Origin of the sequence: Sphingomonas caseinilytica (assembly GCF_023516455.1) — a bacterium.
GTDB classification, from domain to species: Bacteria; Pseudomonadota; Alphaproteobacteria; order Sphingomonadales; family Sphingomonadaceae; genus Sphingomicrobium; species Sphingomicrobium caseinilyticum.
Map to the genome: position 1 here is coordinate 915,815 of NZ_JAMGBA010000001.1, position 18,957 is coordinate 934,771.

At 62.5% G+C, this 18,957-nt stretch carries 17 protein-coding genes; 9 read left to right on the forward strand and 8 right to left on the reverse strand.

The annotated features are described in order from the left end of the window. Nucleotides 1–81: 81 nt before the first annotated feature. Nucleotides 82–2,361, forward strand: a complete 2,280-nt coding sequence (locus tag LZ496_RS04620) for a TIR domain-containing protein (protein WP_249903411.1) — start codon at nt 82–84, stop codon at nt 2,359–2,361. Here the strand turns inward: LZ496_RS04620 and LZ496_RS04625 are convergent. The 3 genes from LZ496_RS04625 to LZ496_RS04635 form a co-directional block, all read right to left on the reverse strand. Then, complete coding sequence (locus LZ496_RS04625; RefSeq protein ID WP_249903412.1) at nt 2,351–5,413, reverse strand: TonB-dependent receptor domain-containing protein; 3,063 nt, start codon at nt 5,411–5,413, stop codon at nt 2,351–2,353. The genes LZ496_RS04620 and LZ496_RS04625 overlap by 11 nt on opposite strands. Before the next feature lie 162 nt (nt 5,414–5,575). Beyond that, nucleotides 5,576–6,727 (reverse strand): isovaleryl-CoA dehydrogenase, encoded by a 1,152-nt coding sequence (locus LZ496_RS04630; protein WP_249903867.1) that lies wholly within the window; start codon nt 6,725–6,727, stop codon nt 5,576–5,578. Nucleotides 6,728–6,792: 65 nt separating this feature from the next. Then, nucleotides 6,793–7,275, reverse strand: a complete 483-nt coding sequence (locus tag LZ496_RS04635; protein WP_249903413.1) for a c-type cytochrome — start codon at nt 7,273–7,275, stop codon at nt 6,793–6,795. A gap of 169 nt (nt 7,276–7,444) precedes the next feature. Between LZ496_RS04635 and LZ496_RS04640 the strand changes: the two genes are divergently transcribed. From LZ496_RS04640 to LZ496_RS04650, 3 genes are all read left to right on the forward strand, one after another. After that, nucleotides 7,445–8,632, forward strand: a complete 1,188-nt coding sequence (locus tag LZ496_RS04640) for a thiolase family protein (RefSeq protein WP_249903414.1) — start codon at nt 7,445–7,447, stop codon at nt 8,630–8,632. Beyond that, the gene (locus LZ496_RS04645) at nt 8,632–9,018 is read left to right on the forward strand and encodes a DUF1801 domain-containing protein (RefSeq protein ID WP_249903415.1); all 387 of its coding nucleotides are present in this window, start codon (nt 8,632–8,634) and stop codon (nt 9,016–9,018) included. The genes LZ496_RS04640 and LZ496_RS04645 overlap by 1 nt, the downstream gene beginning before the upstream one ends. 75 nt (nt 9,019–9,093) lie before the next feature. Beyond that, nucleotides 9,094–9,549 carry a hypothetical protein gene (locus LZ496_RS04650; protein WP_249903416.1) on the forward strand — a complete coding sequence of 152 codons (456 nt, stop codon included), beginning with the start codon at nt 9,094–9,096 and terminating at the stop codon, nt 9,547–9,549. Nucleotides 9,550–9,564: 15 nt separating this feature from the next. Here LZ496_RS04650 and LZ496_RS04655 read toward each other — a convergent pair whose 3' ends face one another. Then, nucleotides 9,565–9,948, reverse strand: a complete 384-nt coding sequence (locus tag LZ496_RS04655) for a MerR family transcriptional regulator (protein WP_249903417.1) — start codon at nt 9,946–9,948, stop codon at nt 9,565–9,567. A 68-nt stretch (nt 9,949–10,016) separates the two neighbouring features. Here LZ496_RS04655 and LZ496_RS04660 point away from each other — a divergent pair, with 68 nt between their 5' ends. Next, the gene (locus tag LZ496_RS04660; RefSeq protein WP_249903418.1) at nt 10,017–10,784 is read left to right on the forward strand and encodes a MauE/DoxX family redox-associated membrane protein; all 768 of its coding nucleotides are present in this window, start codon (nt 10,017–10,019) and stop codon (nt 10,782–10,784) included. Here the strand turns inward: LZ496_RS04660 and LZ496_RS04665 are convergent. From LZ496_RS04665 to nadC, 4 genes are all read right to left on the reverse strand, one after another. Beyond that, nucleotides 10,781–11,230, reverse strand: coding sequence for a RidA family protein (locus LZ496_RS04665; RefSeq protein ID WP_249903419.1), 450 nt, complete (start codon nt 11,228–11,230; stop codon nt 10,781–10,783). The two genes, LZ496_RS04660 and LZ496_RS04665, sit on opposite strands and share 4 nt — an antisense overlap. Before the next feature lie 16 nt (nt 11,231–11,246). Further along, entirely contained in the window at nt 11,247–11,708 is a 462-nt protein-coding gene (locus LZ496_RS04670) for an SH3 domain-containing protein (RefSeq protein ID WP_249903420.1), read from the reverse strand. An 80-nt stretch (nt 11,709–11,788) separates the two neighbouring features. Then, entirely contained in the window at nt 11,789–13,195 is a 1,407-nt protein-coding gene (locus LZ496_RS04675) for an NAD(P)H-dependent flavin oxidoreductase (protein WP_249903421.1), read from the reverse strand. A gap of 69 nt (nt 13,196–13,264) precedes the next feature. Beyond that, nucleotides 13,265–14,161: a carboxylating nicotinate-nucleotide diphosphorylase gene (nadC, locus tag LZ496_RS04680; RefSeq protein ID WP_436286453.1), complete on the reverse strand. Its 897-nt coding sequence runs from the start codon at nt 14,159–14,161 to the stop codon at nt 13,265–13,267. Nucleotides 14,162–14,332: 171 nt separating this feature from the next. Between nadC and LZ496_RS04685 the strand changes: the two genes are divergently transcribed. The 4 genes from LZ496_RS04685 (at nt 14,333) to LZ496_RS04700 (ending at nt 18,951) form a co-directional block, all read left to right on the forward strand. Next, nucleotides 14,333–15,403 carry a phosphotransferase family protein gene (locus tag LZ496_RS04685; protein ID WP_249903422.1) on the forward strand — a complete coding sequence of 357 codons (1,071 nt, stop codon included), beginning with the start codon at nt 14,333–14,335 and terminating at the stop codon, nt 15,401–15,403. Between the two features lie 119 nt (nt 15,404–15,522). Next, a complete protein-coding gene (locus tag LZ496_RS04690; protein WP_249903423.1) occupies nt 15,523–17,592 on the forward strand; it encodes an adenylate/guanylate cyclase domain-containing protein in 2,070 nt (689 codons plus the stop codon). A 1-nt stretch (nt 17,593) separates the two neighbouring features. Continuing rightward, nucleotides 17,594–18,283: a hypothetical protein gene (locus LZ496_RS04695; protein WP_249903424.1), complete on the forward strand. Its 690-nt coding sequence runs from the start codon at nt 17,594–17,596 to the stop codon at nt 18,281–18,283. An 8-nt stretch (nt 18,284–18,291) separates the two neighbouring features. Then, on the forward strand, nt 18,292–18,951 hold the full coding sequence (locus LZ496_RS04700) for a cyclic nucleotide-binding domain-containing protein (RefSeq protein WP_249903425.1): 660 nt from the start codon (nt 18,292–18,294) through the stop codon (nt 18,949–18,951). Nucleotides 18,952–18,957 lie beyond the last annotated feature (6 nt).

Consider the following 18,957-nt stretch of genomic DNA (forward strand, 5'->3'; position numbering starts at 1 on the left):
GAAGTGCCCGCTCCTCCAAGGGGGAGCGGACATTTTTCGACTTCGTTGCTATAGCGGTCCGAGTCTTGTGGGGGCTGGGGCTTGGCAGAGGTCTTCATCAGCTATGCGCGGGCGAATGAGGATGTCGCGCGGCGCGTTGCAAGCGGGCTGAAGGCCAGCGGCTTCGAAGCCTGGTGGGACGACCAGCTTCCCGCCCACCGAGCCTATACCGACGTCATCGAACAGAGGCTGCGGGGCGCTGTCGCGGTAGTGGTGCTGTGGTCCAAGGACGCGGCGCAATCGCAGTGGGTCCGGGCCGAAGCGGACTTTGCCAGGACCGAGAACAAGCTGGTGCAGGCCCAGCTCGACGGCTCGCTGCCGCCGATGCCGTTCAACCAGATCCAGTGCGCCGATCTTTCGGGGTGGAAGGGCAACCGCAAGCATCGCGGATGGCTGAAGCTCGTCGATGGCGTCTCCGCCGTCGTGTCCGGCACGCCTCCACAGCTCGCAGAGCCAGCGCGAACCAAGAGCCGCTTCAAGATGGACCGGCGAACGGCGATCGCGGCGGTCGGTGCGTTGCTTCTGCTTGTTGTCGCGGCAGTCATGTTCCTTCCCGGAATGATCGGCGCTGGCGACGACAAGCCGCCACGGGTCGCCGTCCTGCCGTTCAAGAACGTCGGTGGCACCGACGACGGCCTTGTAGAAGGCATCTGGGAAGACACACGACACGCGCTGTCGCGCAATCCGCAGCTGATCGTGCTCGGTCCGAACACGTCGGAAGAGCTCGCCGAGAAGGGCATGAGCGCCGCTCGCAACGCCGCCGACTATCTGGTCGAGGCCAGCGTCCGGACAGCCCCCAATCGCTTGCGGATCAGCACCAGCCTGGTGCGATCCAAGGACGGCGCGCAAATCTGGAGCCAGACGTTCGATCGCAAACTGGACGATGTCTTCGCGCTTCAGTCGGAAATCGCGCAGGAAATCGAAGGCCGGATTCGAGGCCGGCTTGCGAAGGGCGGCGGAATCAAGCCGGAGAACATCGCCACGACCGGTGAGGTCTATGCGCTTTACAGCGATGCCCGATCCAAGATCCGCGGTCGCGATATGGAGCAATATGACAGCGCCTTGAAGCAGCTCCAGAAAGTCGTTGCGATGGACCCGAACTTCGCTCCGGGCTGGGCAACCCTTTCCGTTGCCGCCGCCTTTGAGGAGGGCGGAACCAGCAATGCCAGCAAAGCGGAGGGGTTCGCACGCCGCGCCATTGCCCTCGCACCAAATCTGGCAGCAGGCCACGCGGCGCTTGGCTTTGCGTTGGACCAGAAGGGTCCGATTGCGCAGGCATCGTTTCGCAAGGCAATCGCGCTCGATCCCAGTGACTATGAGGCACTAAACTGGCTCGCCAACAGTCTCGACCGCAAGGAACAGCGTGACGAGCGGTTCGAGCTCTACTCGAGGGCGCTTGAGATCGAGCCTCTGTGGTGGCCGGCTACACTCAACAAACTCGGAATACTTCTCGAGGATGAAAATTATGTAGCGGCGAACAAGGAGCGGGAGCGGCTGGAGAAACTTGGTGCAACCGTCCTGGCCGGCATGGTCGGTGTGGCGATCGAGGTTCAGAGGGGCGATGTTTCCGAAGCTGCTCGCATCGGCATCAACGCGTTCAACTCGAGCCCGCCCGATGAACGCGGACTCATTGGCGTAGAGCTGATTTTCGTACTGTTGAAACTGGGCTATCTGGACGAGGCCCAGGCCAACTTCTCCTTCATACCGCCGCCAGCGCCATATTTGTGGCGGAACGATCCGAAGGGTCTGGACATGATCGAGGCCCAGCATCTTCCCGTACGGACCTTCTTTTCATCATCGCCGCTGGCCGATGCGGCCATCCGCACATATTTGCTTAGTGGCCGGGGCGCGCGCCTGGCGGCGCTCTATCGCGAGGCGGCCTCCTCCCCTGCCGAATTCGAAGCCGCGCTGGGGGACGTCGCATTGATCAATTTCGGGCCGCCCATCGCGCTCGCCTTGCAGCAAGCCGGCGATTCCGATGAAGCGCTACGGCTGCTGGCAGCGGCGGAATCGGCAGTCAGTGCAAGATATGGACAGGCCAATCGGTCGGGCCGCGCAGGACTTGACGCCGACTATGCGCGCATATTCGCGGTCCAGGGCCGCAAGGCGGATGCCGCGGCGCGGTTGTCGGCGTCGGTGCAGGCGGGCTGGGTTCCGGAGCCGCCGGCAATCCTGACGGACCTCGCCCTGGATCCGCCATTGGCGCTGCTTAAAGGGGATCCGCGCTTCGAGCAGTCCCGGCAGAAGATCCTTGATTATATCAGTCGGGAACGCGCCGAGCTGGGACCGTTCCGCCTTGCCGGAAGCCCAGTTAAAAATTGAGCGTAAATCCGGCGAAGAAATAGCGGCCGAGCGGGTCATACCATTGCGGGAAGGTGTTCCCGTTGCAGGTAGCATCATTACAGAAGAGAACCAGCGGCGGTTCCCGATCGAAGATGTTGTTTACCCCGAGCCTCAATGAATAATGGGGCTCGACCCGGAAGATAGTGGCGAGATCGAAGAAGCTTTGATCGGGCACTTCCGGTGGCGGGATAGGGTCGAAGTCGGGATAAGCCCTGAACGTCAATTTGCTGGTGTATCGCCAGGACGCCGAGACGGTAATCCCCTGGCGCCCTTCCCATGTCAGCCGCGCTATGTGACGCCATTTGGGAACAGGTTCGAAGCACCCGTATCCGTGGTGCCCGGCACAGTCGAAAGGCGTCGAAGTGCCGCCATTGTCGATGACGAACTTGTCCAGATAACTACCGGTGAATTCCAGGCTGGCGGTTCCGATCCGGCCAAGATCGTGCCTGTAATTCACACCTACATCGATGCCCTGAATCTTGATGGAGCCGATGTTGAAATTGCGGGCATCGATGAATCCCTCTTCCGACAACCAGAGCGAGCCTTCGGCGTCACGGTGAATACGCTCGCAAAAAGCTGGATCGCCGGTGCCGATGCAGTTGCCCATGATGGTGTCGCCGTCGACCTTTGCGACCGCGTCCTCCAGCCGGATCTGCCACCAGTCGACCGTGGCATTGAAATTGGGAAGAAAACGGGGCTCGAGCACCAGACCCGCGGCACGGGTGCGGGCGGTTTCTTCATAGAGGTCCAGGTTGCCGCCGATTTTGGAATTATAGGCAAAGAAGCCGAGCGGAGGCACCTCGAGAACTTGCCCGTATAACGACGCCGGTAGACCGGTCAGTTCGCATTCCTGCACCGTGGCGTCCGGCGAAAGGCCCGCGCAAGGATCGATGAAGAAGGCGTCTTCAGCTGTCGGGCTGAACAGCTCGATGATATTCGGCGCCCGGACCGCACGCTGCTGGCTTAGGCGTAGGCGAACCCCATCGACCGCCGTCAGGTCGAGTGCCACCTTGTAGGAACTCGTCGAAAAGCTGGAGTCTCCGGCTTTATACCAGGACATTCGATAGCCCGCTTCGATCGCCAGCCGCCGGACGAGGCGATCGGTCAAGATCGGAATTCTGGCTTCGGCGAACAGTTCCTTGACGCTGGTCGATCCATGGACTTCCGGATCCATGGGCGCGCCCGCCAGGTCGCCGCTCTGCGTGACCTCGTCGGGGACATAGTCGAGATTATCTTTTCGATACTCGGCACCAACGTTCAATGAAGGCGCTTCGTCCGCCCAAGGGATTTGAATGCCCCATTCGCCAAGCTCGACCGTCGCATTGATATTGGCAATCTGTTCCTTGACCTCACCTGCCGTGGATCCCGGAATGCTGAGATATTCGGTAGATTCGGGTGTCACGGCCCCAAGCGCGAATATATCCCAAGGCACGCAGGCCGGATCTTCTCCGGTCAGTACCGATCGGCAAACAGGCGCACCGGTTGAGGGGTCCAGGACAACGTCCAGTGCACGTCCCAGGCGCGTTGCGGAAAGATAGTTCTTCTGCGTGGTGTCCGACTTGGCACGCTGAAATACGTAGCTTGCATCATAGCTGATGCCGCGAACCGGATCTCCCTTGACGCCGCCGACCAGCCGCAAGTTCTTGTGCCGGATATCGGCCTGCCGTCCCCCCGTTTCGACGGCACGCCGCTGAACTGCAAGATTGCCTTTGAAATAGGTCGCGCCGCTCACGGGATCCGTGAACGGGATCGGCGAGCCACGGATTTCGACAAGATTCCCGTCATCATCAAAGACAGGATTCTGCCCGACAAAGTTTCCGTCGAAGCAGACGAGCGATCGTTGCTGATCGGAAAGCAACGGGCTGTCGCAATTGATGTTTCTCGTGTCCTGGAAATTGCCTGACGGTGCGATCTGGGCGAGCGTCCGGTCATTCATGTACATGACCTCGGCATAAGGCTTGAAGGCGTCGCTGATCTCTACATCGGCAAAGCCTCCGCCCGTCCAGCGGCGCCCGGATCTCTGATAGAAATTCCACGGTGCGAAGTTGAATAGAATTAGGCCTGGTTCGAAGGTTCGGTCGGGGCCGATGGTTAGCGGTCCGTTCAGCGAGAAACGGGTAAAAAAGCTTCCCGGATAGGACACGGTCGAACCGCCGCACCTTAATGTTTCAAGATCATCTTCGACGTCGGCCGTGCAAGCGCTGTAGTCCCTCGCATCCTGCCTGAGTTCACTTGTTTTGCGATAGCCGCCGTAGAGCGTCACATGCCCGCGGTCGTCGAGGAACCCGGTTCCATAGGCCAGGTCGATGCTCTGCCGCCCGCCATCGACCCTATTTCCTTCCGGATGAACGAAACCGGCCGCATCGAGCGCATCGCCGAGGCCAGCCTCATCGCGATTATCATGCTGGAAGACGCTGGCTTGCCCGTCGATCCGAAACCCGTCGAGGTCGGTGTTCATGATGAAATTGACGACGCCGGCGATTGCGTCCGACCCATATACCGATGACGCTCCTCCAGTGAGGATCTCGACACGCTCAAGCAGGGTCGTCGGGATGATATTGATGTCCGGCTCCGCGGAGAATGCATCGCCTGGTGCAAGCCGGCGTCCGTTGACCAGGACCAGCGTCCTTTCGGCGCCGAGATTGCGGAGATCGACCGTACTTGTTCCGGTTGATCCATTCGAGATGAAGGCGCCTTGGGACGGCGCAACTTGGGGCAACCGGTTGAGCAATTCCTCAACCATGGTCGCGCCCTGGAACTCGACCTCGTCATAGCCGACAACCGTCACCGGGCTGACCGCGGTGAGATTGGGCCGCGGGATCCGCGATCCGGTGACGATGATCGTATCCGTGACTTCCTGGCCGGCTTCCGGCGAGGGGTTCAGTGCCAGTTCGGTTTCCGGTGCGGACGCCGCTGCGGTCTGCTCAACTTGCGGTGGCGGGTCCTGCGCGGCGACGGGCGCGCCTTGCGCGGCAATAGCTGCCCCCAGCACGAGCAGGCTCACGGGTTCCCGGAAAAACCTTGGCCCCATTTGCACCCCCATTGGGCGTGCCTGGGCCCCTGGGCCAGCCACCCCCGCAGGCAAGCAGTTACCACAACTCAATTATCGTTGGAAATCCGGGAGAATACCGCCTGTGGAATGAAGCTGGCGACGGACAGGAAGCGGATGCGATCTGGCAGCAAGCCTGTCGGGTTAGGCCCCCACCAGTTCCCGTCCGATCAGCATCCGGCGGATCTCGTTGGTTCCGGCGCCGATATCCAGCAGCTTGGCGTCGCGCATATAGCGTTCGACCGGCCAGTCCTTGGTGTAACCCGCGCCGCCAAGCGCCTGAACCGCCTCGCCGGCGACCTTGAAGGCGCTTTCCGACGCCAGCAGGATCGCTCCAGCGGCATCGAAGCGGGTGGTCTTGCCCGCGTCGCAATTCTTCGCGACCTGGTAGACATAGGCGCGCGCCGAATTCAGCGCGACATACATGTCCGCGATCTTCGCCTGCATCAGCTGGAACGCGCCGATCGGCTTTCCGAACTGCTTGCGCTCGCGGACATAGGGAATGACCACGTCGAGGCAGGCCTGCATGATGCCGAGCTGGATCCCGGCTAGAACGGTCCGCTCATAATCGAGCCCGCTCATCAGCACCGCGACACCGCCGTTCTCGGGGCCCATGATGTTTTCGACCGGGACGAAGCAGTCATCGAAGACCAGCTCGGTGGTGGGCGAGCCGCGCATTCCGACCTTGTCGATCTTCTGGCCGATCGAGAAGCCCGCCATCCCCTTTTCGATGAGGAAGGTGGTGATCCCGCGGCTCCCTTCTTCCGGCGAAGTCTTGGCATAGACCACCAGCGTGTCGGCATAAGAGCCATTGGTGATCCAGAACTTGGTGCCGTTGAGGCGATAGCCGTTGCCGGATTTTTCGGCCTTCAACTTCATACCGACGACGTCGCTGCCTGCGCCGGCTTCGCTCATCGCCAGCGCGCCGACATGCTCGCCGCTGATCAGCTTGGGGAGATATTTGCGCTTCTGGTCCTCATTGGCCCAGCGCCGGATCTGGTTGATGCAAAGATTGCTGTGCGCGCCGTAGCTGAGGCCAACCGATGCGGACGCCCGGGCGACTTCTTCCTGCGCGACGACATGCTCGAGGTAGCCAAGACCGAGTCCGCCCCATTCTTCCTCGACGGTGATACCGTGAAGGCCGAGCTCGCCCATCTGCGGCCAGAGCGCTACCGGAAACTCGTCTTTCTCGTCGATCTCGGCGGCGATCGGTGCGATCTGTTCGCGCGCAAAACGCTCGGTAGTCTCGCGGATCGCGTCCGCCATTTCACCAAGGCCGAAGTCCAGGCCGGGCATGTCGCTCATTCAATTGTCTCCCTCGGCGGCGCGCCTAGCAGAGACTGGGACGGGTTGAAAAGCGATCAGCTGCTGCCGCGCTCCGTCGACGACTGTGCCGGAGGAGTGGCGGCGGGCGCCGGATTTGCAGGCGCCTCCGGCACCGCCGTAAGCGGCTTCGTCGCCCCGCGATGGCAGGTGAAGCAGGTCACCTTCACGTCCTTGAAGTCCTTGACGCCAAAATCCTCCGAATTGATCCGGTGGACCATCGTCAGCATCTTGCGGGCCGCCTGCTTCTGCCATTTTGCATCGGATGCGAAATCGAAGGTCGAGAGCGGCTTGCCCTCCTCCCCGACGTGGCAGTGGACGCAGCGCACGCCGAGCGATTGGGCGAAAAACTTCATGTTGGTCATCAGCTGGTCGCGCGAAATGTCCTTCGGGAGAACCTGCAGGTTCTTGAACTGCGGTGCGGCAGCAGCTGGTGAAGGGGCCGATGGCGTCTGGGCAGTCGCGACGGCGGCGAATAGGGCCGCGCATCCCGCGGCGAGGAGTAGCTTTTCCCTGTTCATGGTTGTCAGGTCTATCACGCTACTTCCCTAGGGCAATGCGCCGATTGAACGACTCTTGCCAACACCTTATGTGCAGCTGCGAAATCGTCATTGCGAGCGAAGCGAAGCAATCCAGACTGGATTGCCACGTCGCCTTCGGCTCCTCGCAATGACAGACAAGGAGCTTTCAATGTCCACCGATCCGATCGTCATCCTTTCCGCCGCCCGCACGCCGATGGGCTCGATGCAGGGCGCGCTTTCCGATGTGTCCGCCACTGATCTCGGCGCGACTGTCGTCAAGGCCGCCGTCGAACGGGCCGGAATCAGCGGCGAAGATATCGACCGAATCTATATGGGCTGCGTGCTTCCGGCCGGCCTCGGCCAGGCCCCGGCGCGCCAGGCGGCCCTGAAGGCTGGCCTCCCCAAGTCGGTTCAGGCGACCACCGTCAACAAGGTCTGCGGATCAGGCATGCAGACGGTCATCATGGCCGAGGAAGCGCTGAAGGCCGGCAACGCCGACCTGATCATCGCCGGCGGCATGGAATCGATGACCAACGCCCCCTATTTGCTGAAGAAGCACCGCTCGGGCGCACGCATCGGCCACGACACCGCCTATGACCATATGTTCCTCGACGGCCTTGAGGATGCCTATGAACCGGGCCGCGCGATGGGCACCTTCGCCCAGGAAACCGCCAACCAGTATCAGCTGACCCGCGAAGAGATGGACAATTATTCCATCGAGAGCCTGTCGCGCGCCAATAGCGCGATCAGCGCCGGCGCGTTCAAGGACGAGATCGTTCCCGTCGTGATCCAGGGCCGCGGCGGCGAAACCGTGGTCGACACCGACGAAGCTCCGGGCCGCGGCCGGCCTGACAAGATCCCGACGCTGCGGCCCGCCTTCGCCAAGGATGGCACGATCACCGCGGCCACCAGCTCCTCGATTTCCGACGGAGCTGCTGCCCTGGTGCTGACGCGCCAGTCGGACGCCGACTCCAAGGGCCTGAAGCCTGTCGCGCGCATCGTCGCATCCGCCGCTCACGCCCGCGAGCCGTCGGAATTCACGATCGCTCCGGCCGGCGCGATGGAAAAGGTGCTGAAAAAGGCCGGATGGTCGGTGGACGACGTCGACCTGTTCGAAGTCAACGAGGCCTTCGCCTGCGTTGCCATGTTCGCGATGCGCGACCTCGGAATCCCGCATGATAAGATCAACGTTCACGGCGGTGCGACGGCGCTCGGCCACCCGATCGGTGCCAGCGGCACACGCCTCATCGTCACGTTGATCGGTGCGCTGAAGGCCAAGGGCAAGAAGCGCGGCGTCGCCTCGCTCTGCATCGGCGGCGGCGAGGCCACGGCGGTTGCGGTGGAGCTCGTCGACTGATGATGCGCAAGGGCCCGCTGGCAGCGAGCCCTGAAGAATATGTCCAGTCGATCGACGGCTGGCAGCGGACCCGCGTCGATATGTTGCGAGAGATCGCGCTTGGCGTCGGCGACAGCGATGAAACGGTAAAGTGGGGCCATCTCGTCTATATGGCGAATGGCCCCGCCTTCCTGATCCGCGCCGAAGATCATCGAGTCCTGTTCGGCTTCTGGCGCGGCAAGCGACTGCTCGGCATCGAGCCCAGGATGACCGGCACGGGCAAATATGAAATGAAGACCCTCGACCTTCGCGAGGATACCCAAATCGACCCTGCCGTCGCCGAGCAACTGATCCGCGAGGCAATCAGGCTCAATCGGACAGTGGGAAATCCGACAGCGCGGACTTAGCCGCCCTCAATACTGGCGATGCGCCGGATCGAAAAAGCTGCTACGGACGCTCCTTCGCAGAACAGGGAGAGAGACATGCGGATAGTGATGACCTCACTGGCCGTGCTGGCGCTTGTTGCGTGCGGCCGACCGGCCGATACGGCCAATGACGCCAATGCGGCGGACGCCAACATGTCAATGGATGCCAATGCGACGGCCGACGCCAATATGGCGATGCCGGCCGAAATCCAGCTCAACGAAACCAGTTGGCAATTTACCGACGACGGCAAGGCAACGACCGAGTCGATCGATGCCACCGGCAACTACATTTCCTGGGCGGGGAACGAACATGTAGATCACGGCACTGTGGTCTCAAAGGACGGCAAGGCCTGCTTCACCAGTGCAATGGACAAGGAAGGCGAAGTCTGCTGGACCACGTCCCCAACGCCGATCGAGGTCGGGCAATCGTTTGAAACGACCAGCGACAAGGGCGAAAAGCTGACCGTCACGCGCGTCGCCTATGTCGTGGCGCCGGCGGCTGTGACGCCGTAAACGAAGGCCGACCAGTTATCCGAATGAAGCGATGATCGGGCAGGGACCTGCCCGGTCTTCGCCGCACTCGCGAGCCAGCCGCGAAAGGGCAGCGCGCGCATCCTTTAGCTCAGCAATCTTCGCATCGAGTGCCTTGATCCGGGCAGCTGCCAAGGCGCGTGCGCGCGGACGGTCCTCGCCGGCGTCGAGCGCAATCAACTCTCCTATTTCGGCAAGCGTGAACCCGGCCGCCTGGGCGCGTTTGATGAACTTGAGACGTTCAACGTCACGGTCGTCATAGCGCCTGAATCCGCCCGCGCGAGGTGGAACCGCAAGCAATCCCCTGCGCTGGTAGAAGCGGACCGTCTCGACGCCGACGCCGGCATTCCTGGCGAGCGTTCCGATAGTGAGATCGATCATCCTTGACTCTGTACCATGGTACGGATGCTACGTCGATGTCCGAACCCTCTCAAGGGAAGGAAAATCGCATGTCAAAAATGGAAAATGTCGGGGCCTCGCTGGCCAGAAGAGCCGTGCTCTATCGAATGGTAATGGCGGACCATGTCTGCCCTTGGGGCCTGAAGTCGCTGCACCTGCTGAAATCCAAGGGCTATGAGGTAGACGACCGCCACCTCACCAGCCGCGAAGCGATCGACGCATTCAAGGCGAGGCACGGGGTTGAGACCACGCCACAGACGTTCATCAACGGCGAGCGGATTGGCGGCCATGACGATCTGAAGCGCTTCTTCGGCGGCAAGATCCGTGCGCCTGGCGAAACCACCTATGTGCCGGTCGTCGTCCTGTTCGCGCTGACCGCGCTGGCCGCGCTGGCGCTCAGCACGTCGCAGTTCGGTACCCCATTCACGGCGCGGGCGGCCGAATGGTTCATCGGACTATCGATGGTCGTGCTCGCCCTATTGAAACTTCAGGACGTCGAGAAATTCTCGGCGATGTTCCTGAACTACGACCTGCTGTCGCGGCGCTGGGTGCCATATGCCAGCCTCTATCCGTTCCTCGAAGCGGGCGCGGGCGTGCTGATGCTGTCCGACCGCCTGACCTGGTTGTCGGCACCGGTCGCGCTCTTCATCGGCGTCGAAGGTGCGGTGTCGGTGTTCAAGGCCGTCTATATCGACAAGCGTGAATTGAAGTGCGCTTGTGTCGGCGGCTCGTCGAATGTCCCATTGGGCTTCGTTTCGCTCACCGAAAATCTGATGATGGTCGCGATGGCGATTTGGATGGGACAGATGCTGGTCTAGCGCTTCCCCGCATAGGCCCAGCATTCGACCTCGAGCAGCGCGCCCATCGCCAGGCCGTCGGCGCCGAACGCGCTCCTCGCGGGGAACTTTCCGTCTGGGAAATAGGTCACATAGACTTTGTTGAAGGCCGGCCAGTCCGCCATATTGTCGAGCATCACGGTACATTTGACGACATCGCCGAGGCCGAGGTTCGACCGCTTCAGAACCGCGCCGATATTGTCCATGGTCTGGCGCGCCTGCGCCTCGATCCCCGCCGGCAGCGTTCCGTCGGGCTTGTTGCCGAGCTGGCCCGACAAATAGAGCATGTCGCCGACGCGCACCGCCTCGGAAAAAGGCAACCGCTGGCCGTTGAAGCTGGGTTCGCCGATAAATTCGACTGGAGGTGTCTGGGCCATGACCGGCGAACTAAGGACCAGCGAAACAGCCAATGCAATCCCGGATTTCATGCGCCCCTCCCCCTAATCAGTCGTCGAACGTCTCTCCGTCCGCAACGCCCCATATGTCGCCCTCGGCGATCCAGCCTTGCCGCTTGCCGACCTGGATCTGGCACCAGCTTCCGTCGCACTTGGCCAGCCGGCCGACGACGCCTTGTTCGGCGCGATAGCGGACCGGAGAGTTGGCGTCGGGCTTCGCATGGATGCTCCGCGGCTCGCCCGGCTTGACGATGCCGGTGCGGCGGTCGCTGAGCAGCGTGACCAGCATCCAGCCCTGTTCTCCGTCCGGATCCTCGATCTTGCGCCAGTTGGGATAGACCTGGATCACGCGGATCGGCAGGTCGCGCCGCTTGTAGAGCCAGATGCCGGGATAGTTGCGGCCCGGGCCGGTGCGCATCATTGCTTCGCCCGACGCGATCGATGCCCAATATGGCGGCTTCTTGTCCTGCGCATCGGCGGATGTTGCGAAAGCCAGTCCAAAAATCGTCATTCCCGCGAAAGCGGGAACCCAGATTTTTCGTTTGTTTCGCTGGGTCCCCGCCTTCGCGGGGATGACGAAACCAGGGATCATCAAGCCCCCGTCAGGATTCGGTCGACGAGCTGCTTCACGGTCGGAACGAAGCCGTTCGAATAGAAGGGATCGCTCTTGAAGCGGAAGGCGGCGTGGCCCGCGAACATCAGATTCTGTTCGACATCGCCACCATGCGCGATTTCCTGCAGCGTCTTCTGAATGCAGAAGCTGCGCGGGTCGGCGAGGCGGCCGGTCGAATTCTTCTCATTGTCCGCCCAGCTGGAGAAGCTGCATTGCGACAGGCAGCCCATGCAGGCCGCCTGGTCGGCACGAATGATCTTTTCCTCTTCCGGAGTGACGAATACTAGCGTGTCGTCGGGCGACTTCATCGCGTTGGTGAAGCCTGCGCCATACCATTCGCGGGCGTGCTGCAGATCGCCCTTGGTCACCCAGAAATTCTTCTTGGTGCCGATGCCCACATCCAGCTCGAACGCATGGTCGCCGATCGGCTCCTTGGTGAAGGCGATCTGACGCTCGCTGCGGGCTTCGAGGTGACGCAGGAACGGATTGCGGACAGCCGAAGAATAGAAGCCGGTCGGCGAGAAGCGGTGGAGCAGGACGTCGCCCTCCTCCAAGGTCATCAGCCGCGCCTTCCACGCCGGCGGGATCGGGCTTTCCTGCGTCAGCAGCGGCCTCGTTCCGAACTGGAACGCAATCTGCCCAAGTTCCGGATTGTCGATCCAGTCGTTCCACTCGTCGAGCCGCCAAACGCCGCCGGCCATGACGATCGGCACATCGTCGCTGATGCCGCCTTCGCGCATCACGTCGCGCAATGCCTTTACGCGCGGATAGGGATCCTGCGGCTTGCGCGGGTCCTCGGCGTTGCTGAGACCGTTGTGACCACCGGCCAACCATGGATCTTCATAGACCACCGCGGCAAGCCATTCGGCGGCCTTCGAATAGGCCCGCTTCCACAATGCGCTGAAGGCCCTGCCCGACGAAATGATCGGCAAATAGCTGACGCCGTAGGAAGCTGCGATTTCACTGAGCTTGTAGGGCATGCCGGCACCGCAGGTCACACCCGTGACCATGCCCTTGGTGCGTTCGAGCACCCCGTGAAGCACCCGCTGGGCGCCGCCCATTTCCCACAGCACGTTGATGTTGATGGCGCCCTTGCCGCCGGCCATTTCATAGGCGCGCTTCACCTGCGCAACCGCGCCGTCGATCGCGTACTGGATCAGCTCTTCATGCCGCTCGCGGCGGGTCAAGGCATTGTAGACCTGCGGGATGATCCGCCCTTCGGGATCGTAGCTGTCGGCATTGACCGCAGATACCGTGCCGATGCCGCCGGCGGCCGCCCAGGCGCCGGAGCTCGCATGATTGGTCGCGGAAACGCCCTTCCCTCCTTCGACCAGCGGCCAAACCTCGCGGCCGCCGTATAGGATGGGCTTCAAGCCTTTGAACAACTCACTCTCCCGAATTGGTTCGCGCTCCCTATAGGACGACCGTTACGGCTTTGCGCGCAAAAAATATCGTTATGTTGTTAGCACATAGTCGAGGCCGATATCGACCGCGGGCGCAGACTGGGTGATCCGGCCGACCGAAATATAGTTGACGCCCGTTTCCGCGATTGCGCGGATCGTATCCAGGTTCACGCCCCCCGACGCCTCCAACGGAACCCGACCCGCGACGAGGGCGATTGCCTGCCGCAATACGTCCGGCTTCATATTGTCGAGCAACAGGCGCTCGGCTCCGGCGGCCAGAGCCGGCTCGATCTGGTCGATACGGTCGACCTCGACCTGGATCTGCAAGCCACTTCGGCAAGCCTTCGCAGCGGAGACGGCCTCGGCCACGCCGCCGGCAACGCCGACATGGTTGTCCTTGATCAACAGCCCGTCATCGAGCCGCATCCGGTGATTCTGCGCGCCGCCCATCCGCGCCGCATATTTCTCAAGCGCACGAAGGCCGGGGATGGTCTTGCGGGTGTCGAGCAGCGTTGCACCGGTGCCGGCGATCCTGTCGACATAGCTGCGCGTGAGCGTGGCAATGCCGGACAGATGCTGAAGCGTGTTCAGCGCCGATCGCTCGGCCGTCAGCATCTCACGCGCCTTGCCGTCCAACCGAAGCAGGACGGTTCCCGCGGACACCGCATCGCCGTCATTGGCAAGCCTCTCGATACCAACATCCCGATCCAGCGCACGAAAGAAGGCGATGGCGATATCAAGGCCCGCGACCACGATCGGTTCGCGGCAGTTCATCGTCGCGCTGAACCGCGCGTCGGCGGAGATGGTGGCGTTGGACGTGACATCGCCGCTGTTGCCGAGATCCTCGGCAAGCACTCGCTGGACGAACTCGTCCAGATCGAAATTGGGGATGTTGTCGATCATCGCCGCGCCATAGGCGGTACGGAGCCCATTGGGCAATTCCGTCATGCTGAACTTGTTTCAGCATCCATTTCGGTCAAGGACTGTGAGGGTGTCGGAATGGACCCTGAAACTAGTTCAGAGTGACGGATGTCTGGGAGACATCCGGCAGGCTGAACTCAGGGTGACGGATGTCTGGGAGACATCCGGCAGGCTGAACTCAGGGTGACGGGAGAAAGTGTGGATCGCACCGAAGCCAATAGCGGTACGCGCGAGGTAACTGAGCGCCTCCGCTTCGACGTCGCCAGACTCGAACGCTGGATGGCGGATCATGTACCGGGCATCGTCGGCCCACTGAGCGTAAGCCAGTTCAAGGGCGGCCAATCCAACCCGACCTACAGGATCGATACTCCGTCCGGCCGCTCCTTCGTCCTCCGCCGCAAGCCGCCCGGGAAGCTGCTGCCGGGTGCCCACGCCGTCGACCGCGAAGCGCGGGTGATGAGCGCACTTGGCAAGCAAGGCTTCCCGGTGCCGCACGTCTATGGCCATTGCGATGATGCCGACGTCATCGGCACCCCCTTCTTCCTGATGGATATGGTCGACGGCCGGATCATCTGGGAGGCGACCTTCCCCGGTCTCACCAAGGCAATTCGGGCAGCTCATTTCGATGCGATGAACGCAACCATCGCGAAGCTTCACAGCTTCGATCCCGATGAGATTGGCCTCGGTGATTATGGCCGTGCAAGCGGCTTCGTCGAACGGCAGGTCGCGCGCTGGTCCAAGCAATATGAAACCGACGTCGAGGCCGGACGCGTCGTTGCGATGGATCACCTTACCGCCTGGCTGCGCGATCACCTCCCAACGGACAGCGGAGACGCCCGGATCGTTCACGGCGATTTCCGGTGCGACAATATGATCTTCGCGCCCGATGAGGCACGGGTCGCGGCGGTGCTGGATTGGGAGTTGTCGACACTCGGAGATCCCGCGGCGGACTTCGTCTACCACCTCCTGATGTACCGGATGCCGGCGGGAATGTTCACCGGACTCGCTGGTCTGGATTTCACCGAGCTCGGCATTCCGACCGAGCAGGAATATGTCGATGCCTATTGCCGGCGGACCGGCCGGACCAGCCTGCCGAATCTCGACTATCTGGTGGTGTTCGTGATGTTTCGCCTGGCCGCCATTTGCCACGGCATTCGTGGGCGCCTGGCACGAGGCAGCGCGTCGTCCGCCCACGCCGAAGCGACCGCCGCGCTGACGGAGCCTTTGGCCGAGCTTGCGCTGACGCAGGCCAAGTCCGCTCGCCTTTGATGCCAAATAATTTTATCGCCGGTTAATCGCGTCGGGGTGAGCGAGTCGCTTGCCTCCGGTGCGGAACGCAGCCGGGGGGCTTTGGCGATGCGATTTCGTGAGGCGTTGGGTCGTTGAGCATGGACCAGCCAAGCCGAAGCTGGGCGGCGGACGCTGATCCGCTCGATAACGAGCAACCGACCGTCAAGACCGTCCTCGACGACCTCCGCAAAGTTCCCCTTGCCCGGCTGCTGGTCACGGCCTTCTTCATTCTTTGGGCGATCCTCTTTGCGCGCTTCAGTTGGGAAGCACCGGTCGACCTGCCTGCCATAGGCAAGACGATACCGATCGCAACGGACGCCGAACGCGCGCTGTTCGATTGGCGCCAGAGCGTAAGGGAGCCGCGCGTTGCCGAAGATCCGCGCATCGTCCTTATCCCCTATACGCAGGATACGCTTCGGGCGACCGCCAAGCGATCGCCGCTCGACCGGGCCATTCTTGCTCGCGCGCTGGCCAACATCGATCAATTGGGCGCCAAGGCCATCGGCATCGACATATTGATCGACCAGCCGCAGGCCGAAGACCCGCAGTTGGTTGCCACCTTGAAGGCCATGAAAACGCCGGTCTGGATCGCCTATGCCAACCGCCTGACCGCGATGGACGAGATCGAACAGTGGCAGCAGAAGTTCATGGACGATTGGTTCCGCAACCTGGCCGGGACACAGGTGCGGCCGAGCTCGATCCGGCTCGAGACGGATGGCGATAACGTGCTCCGTCGTTGGCCGGACTTGCCGGCCGGGCTTCCGCCATTCCTGCCCAACGTGCTGGCGGGCGCGAGGCCGGGCTTCAACTATCAGGGAAGTGTTGAATTCCGGGCGCCGCTGAATGCCGAGCGAAACGTCTTCTCCAGCTTCCAGATTGACTTGTTCGCAGATCCGGCGACGGCACCATTATTCGCCGACCAGCTTCGCGGGCGCACAGTGATCATCGGCGGTGAATTGCCCGACCGCGACCAGTTCGAAATCCCGTCGAGCCGCCTGGGCGGACCGACGATGAGCGGCCTTGAAGTTCATGCGACGATGGTTGCTCAGCTGCTTGACGGCCGCCTGCCCAGAACCGCGGGCTCCATGTCGCTTTGGAGCATCGCAATCCTGGTCGTGCTTTGCGGCGCCTTCACCGCGATGCTCGACGTCCGGCCGTGGGTCGTGGCGCTGGTCATCTTCGGCCAGCTCGCCTTCTTCGGATTTGCGCCCTTCTTCTTTGAATGGAACGGCATCGACACCTACGGCTTGCCGGCATTCGGCTGGCTCGGCGGCTGGGTCCTCGCTTACGCCGCGACCGGCGCGGCGGTGAGGGCAGTCGGATCGGAGCAGCGCCGCTACGCCCAGTCGGCGCTCGGCAAATACCTCCCGCGCGACATCGCCGCACAGATCTTGCGCGATCCCAAGAAGCTATCGCTCACTGGAGAGATGCGGCCGATCTACACGCTGTTCACCGACATCGAAGGGTTCACCAAGCTCAGCCACAATCTGCCGCCGGACCGGGTCGCGAGCCTGCTCAACGCCTATCTCGACGGCATGTGCGACATTGTCCTCGACCATGGCGGGACCATCGACAAGTTCGTGGGCGATGCCGTCGTCGCCTTCTGGGGAGCGCCGATCGCGCGTCCCGATGACGCCGACCGCGCGGTGGATGCGCTGGTCGACATCGTGCGCTTCACCGACGAGTTTTCCGATCAGCATGAAGTTGACGGCAAGAGGTTCGGCCGTACCCGCGCCGGTCTCCATTATGGCGACGCCGTCGTCGGCAACTTCGGCGGCGAAGGACGGCTGAGCTACACCGCGCTGGGCGATGCGATGAACTGCGGCTCGCGCCTTGAGGGCGCCAACAAATATCTGAAATCGGCCGCGCTGGTGAGCGACGAGGCCAAGACCCAAAGCAGTCGCGATTTCTTCCGGCCGATGGGCCGCATCGTCCTTTCCGGCCGGGCAACGCCGATCGTCGTATGGGAACCGGTACCGGGCATCGATCCCGCCCTTCGTGCCGATTTGGAACGGTTGTGGTTGGCATTCGATGGCGGAGATCGTTCCGCGCTCGACGAAATCGAGCAAATTTGCTTAACCCACGATAAGGATGCGGCGCTTTGCGCATTCGCCTGCCGGCTTCGGGAGGCGGGTCCGGGGGGCGCTACGATACTTGGGGAGAAATGAGATGGCCCGCATGTTGCTTATCGCCGCAAGTGCCGCAGCGATCCTTTCCTCGGCGACCGCGACAGCGGCGGTGCTGGTCGTGCGATCGTCGGGTCCGTCGGCGGGCGCCTATCCGCCGGGCAAGGCCTTGCCCGACGACCATGTCCTGAAGCTGAAGCCGAGCGATACGGTCATCCTGCTCGACTCGCGCGGCACGCGCACGGTCCAGGGTCCCGGCAGTTTCAGCGTTTCCGCCAGCGCCGCTCCGGCAGCCGCGGTTCGAACCGCGGGTACCAGTGCCCGGCGGGTACGGCTCGGGGCAGTTCGCGGCACTGCAACGCGCAGCGTGTGGCAGGCCGACCTCGGCAGATCGGGCAATGTCTGCGTCGCCAATCCGGCTGACCTCGGCCTGTGGCGAGCGGACAGCAGCGCAGAAGCAAGCGTCACGCTGACCGATGCCGGCAGCGGCAACAAGGCGGATGTGAAATTCGCCCCGGGCCAGTCGATTGCGCCCTGGCCGGCCGGGCTTCCCGCGACTTCGGGTACCAAGGTGAATGTGACCGGGCTTTCGGCCCCGACGACGCTCACGCTTCGCGTCCTTACCCCTCTCCCGACTGGGCTTGAGGGGATGGCGCAGGGCCTCATCCGCGCCAATTGCGAGGCGCAGCTCGACGTGCTGATCGACACCTTCAGCGCCCATTCGGAAGGCTGATCGAACCCATGAGCATGGCACTTGGCCTGTACTTCGCCATCTTCGCTGTGCTGCTGGTCGCACTGCTGGTCAGGGCAAGGCTTGGAAATCACATCCTTATCGGCGTCGTTGGCGCCATCGGCCTCATTTATGGCGTCTGGATCCACGGCTTTCTCGCGGGCGTCCTCCCGCTGCTGATCCTGCTCGTCGCGGGCGTCCAGGTCGCGAGTGTCGTTGCGGCCAACAAGACCGCCAAGTTCAGCGCCGAAGAAAAGTTGATGCTGGAAGGACCGCTTGCGGGCTTAGGCAGGGCGCAGGCGCGCCGCCTGATGGACCAGGGCATCTGGATGGACGCGCGCGAAGGCGATGTGCTGGTCAAGGCGGGCGAGCCGGCAGCCCAGCTCTATTATCTCGCCACCGGTGCCGGGGATGTGCACTCACGCGGCAAGCTGGTGGGACGCGTTGTTCCGGGACAGCTCATCGGCGAAGCGACGGTCTTGGGCGAGGCAGCGGCCATTGCCACCGTAACCGTCACCGAACCTGCCCGCATCTGGTGCGCGCAGGGCCGCACCCTCAATGCCTATCTCGCGGCAAATCCCGATGCCCGCCATGCCCTGGAGCATAGCTTCACGGTCAGCCTTCGGGAGAAGCTGGACGCGATGAACCGCGCCGCCTCTCCCGAAGAATAATCCGGA

Bases quoted from the DNA above. Each gene is read 5' to 3' on its own strand.
- LZ496_RS04625 (WP_249903412.1), bottom strand. From the start codon at position 5,413: ATGGGGCCAAGGTTTTTCCGGGAACCCGTGAGCCTGCTCGTGCTGGGG.
- LZ496_RS04630 (WP_249903867.1), bottom strand. From the start codon at position 6,727: ATGCCCGGCCTGGACTTCGGCCTTGGTGAAATGGCGGACGCGATCCGC.
- LZ496_RS04635 (WP_249903413.1), bottom strand. From the start codon at position 7,275: ATGAACAGGGAAAAGCTACTCCTCGCCGCGGGATGCGCGGCCCTATTC.
- LZ496_RS04640 (WP_249903414.1), top strand. From the start codon at position 7,445: ATGTCCACCGATCCGATCGTCATCCTTTCCGCCGCCCGCACGCCGATG.
- LZ496_RS04645 (WP_249903415.1), top strand. From the start codon at position 8,632: ATGATGCGCAAGGGCCCGCTGGCAGCGAGCCCTGAAGAATATGTCCAG.
- LZ496_RS04650 (WP_249903416.1), top strand. From the start codon at position 9,094: ATGCGGATAGTGATGACCTCACTGGCCGTGCTGGCGCTTGTTGCGTGC.
- LZ496_RS04655 (WP_249903417.1), bottom strand. From the start codon at position 9,948: ATGATCGATCTCACTATCGGAACGCTCGCCAGGAATGCCGGCGTCGGC.
- LZ496_RS04660 (WP_249903418.1), top strand. From the start codon at position 10,017: ATGTCAAAAATGGAAAATGTCGGGGCCTCGCTGGCCAGAAGAGCCGTG.
- LZ496_RS04665 (WP_249903419.1), bottom strand. From the start codon at position 11,230: ATGAAATCCGGGATTGCATTGGCTGTTTCGCTGGTCCTTAGTTCGCCG.
- LZ496_RS04670 (WP_249903420.1), bottom strand. From the start codon at position 11,708: ATGACGATTTTTGGACTGGCTTTCGCAACATCCGCCGATGCGCAGGAC.
- nadC (WP_436286453.1), bottom strand. From the start codon at position 14,161: ATGACGGAATTGCCCAATGGGCTCCGTACCGCCTATGGCGCGGCGATG.
- LZ496_RS04690 (WP_249903423.1), top strand. From the start codon at position 15,523: ATGGACCAGCCAAGCCGAAGCTGGGCGGCGGACGCTGATCCGCTCGAT.
- LZ496_RS04695 (WP_249903424.1), top strand. From the start codon at position 17,594: ATGGCCCGCATGTTGCTTATCGCCGCAAGTGCCGCAGCGATCCTTTCC.
- LZ496_RS04700 (WP_249903425.1), top strand. From the start codon at position 18,292: ATGAGCATGGCACTTGGCCTGTACTTCGCCATCTTCGCTGTGCTGCTG.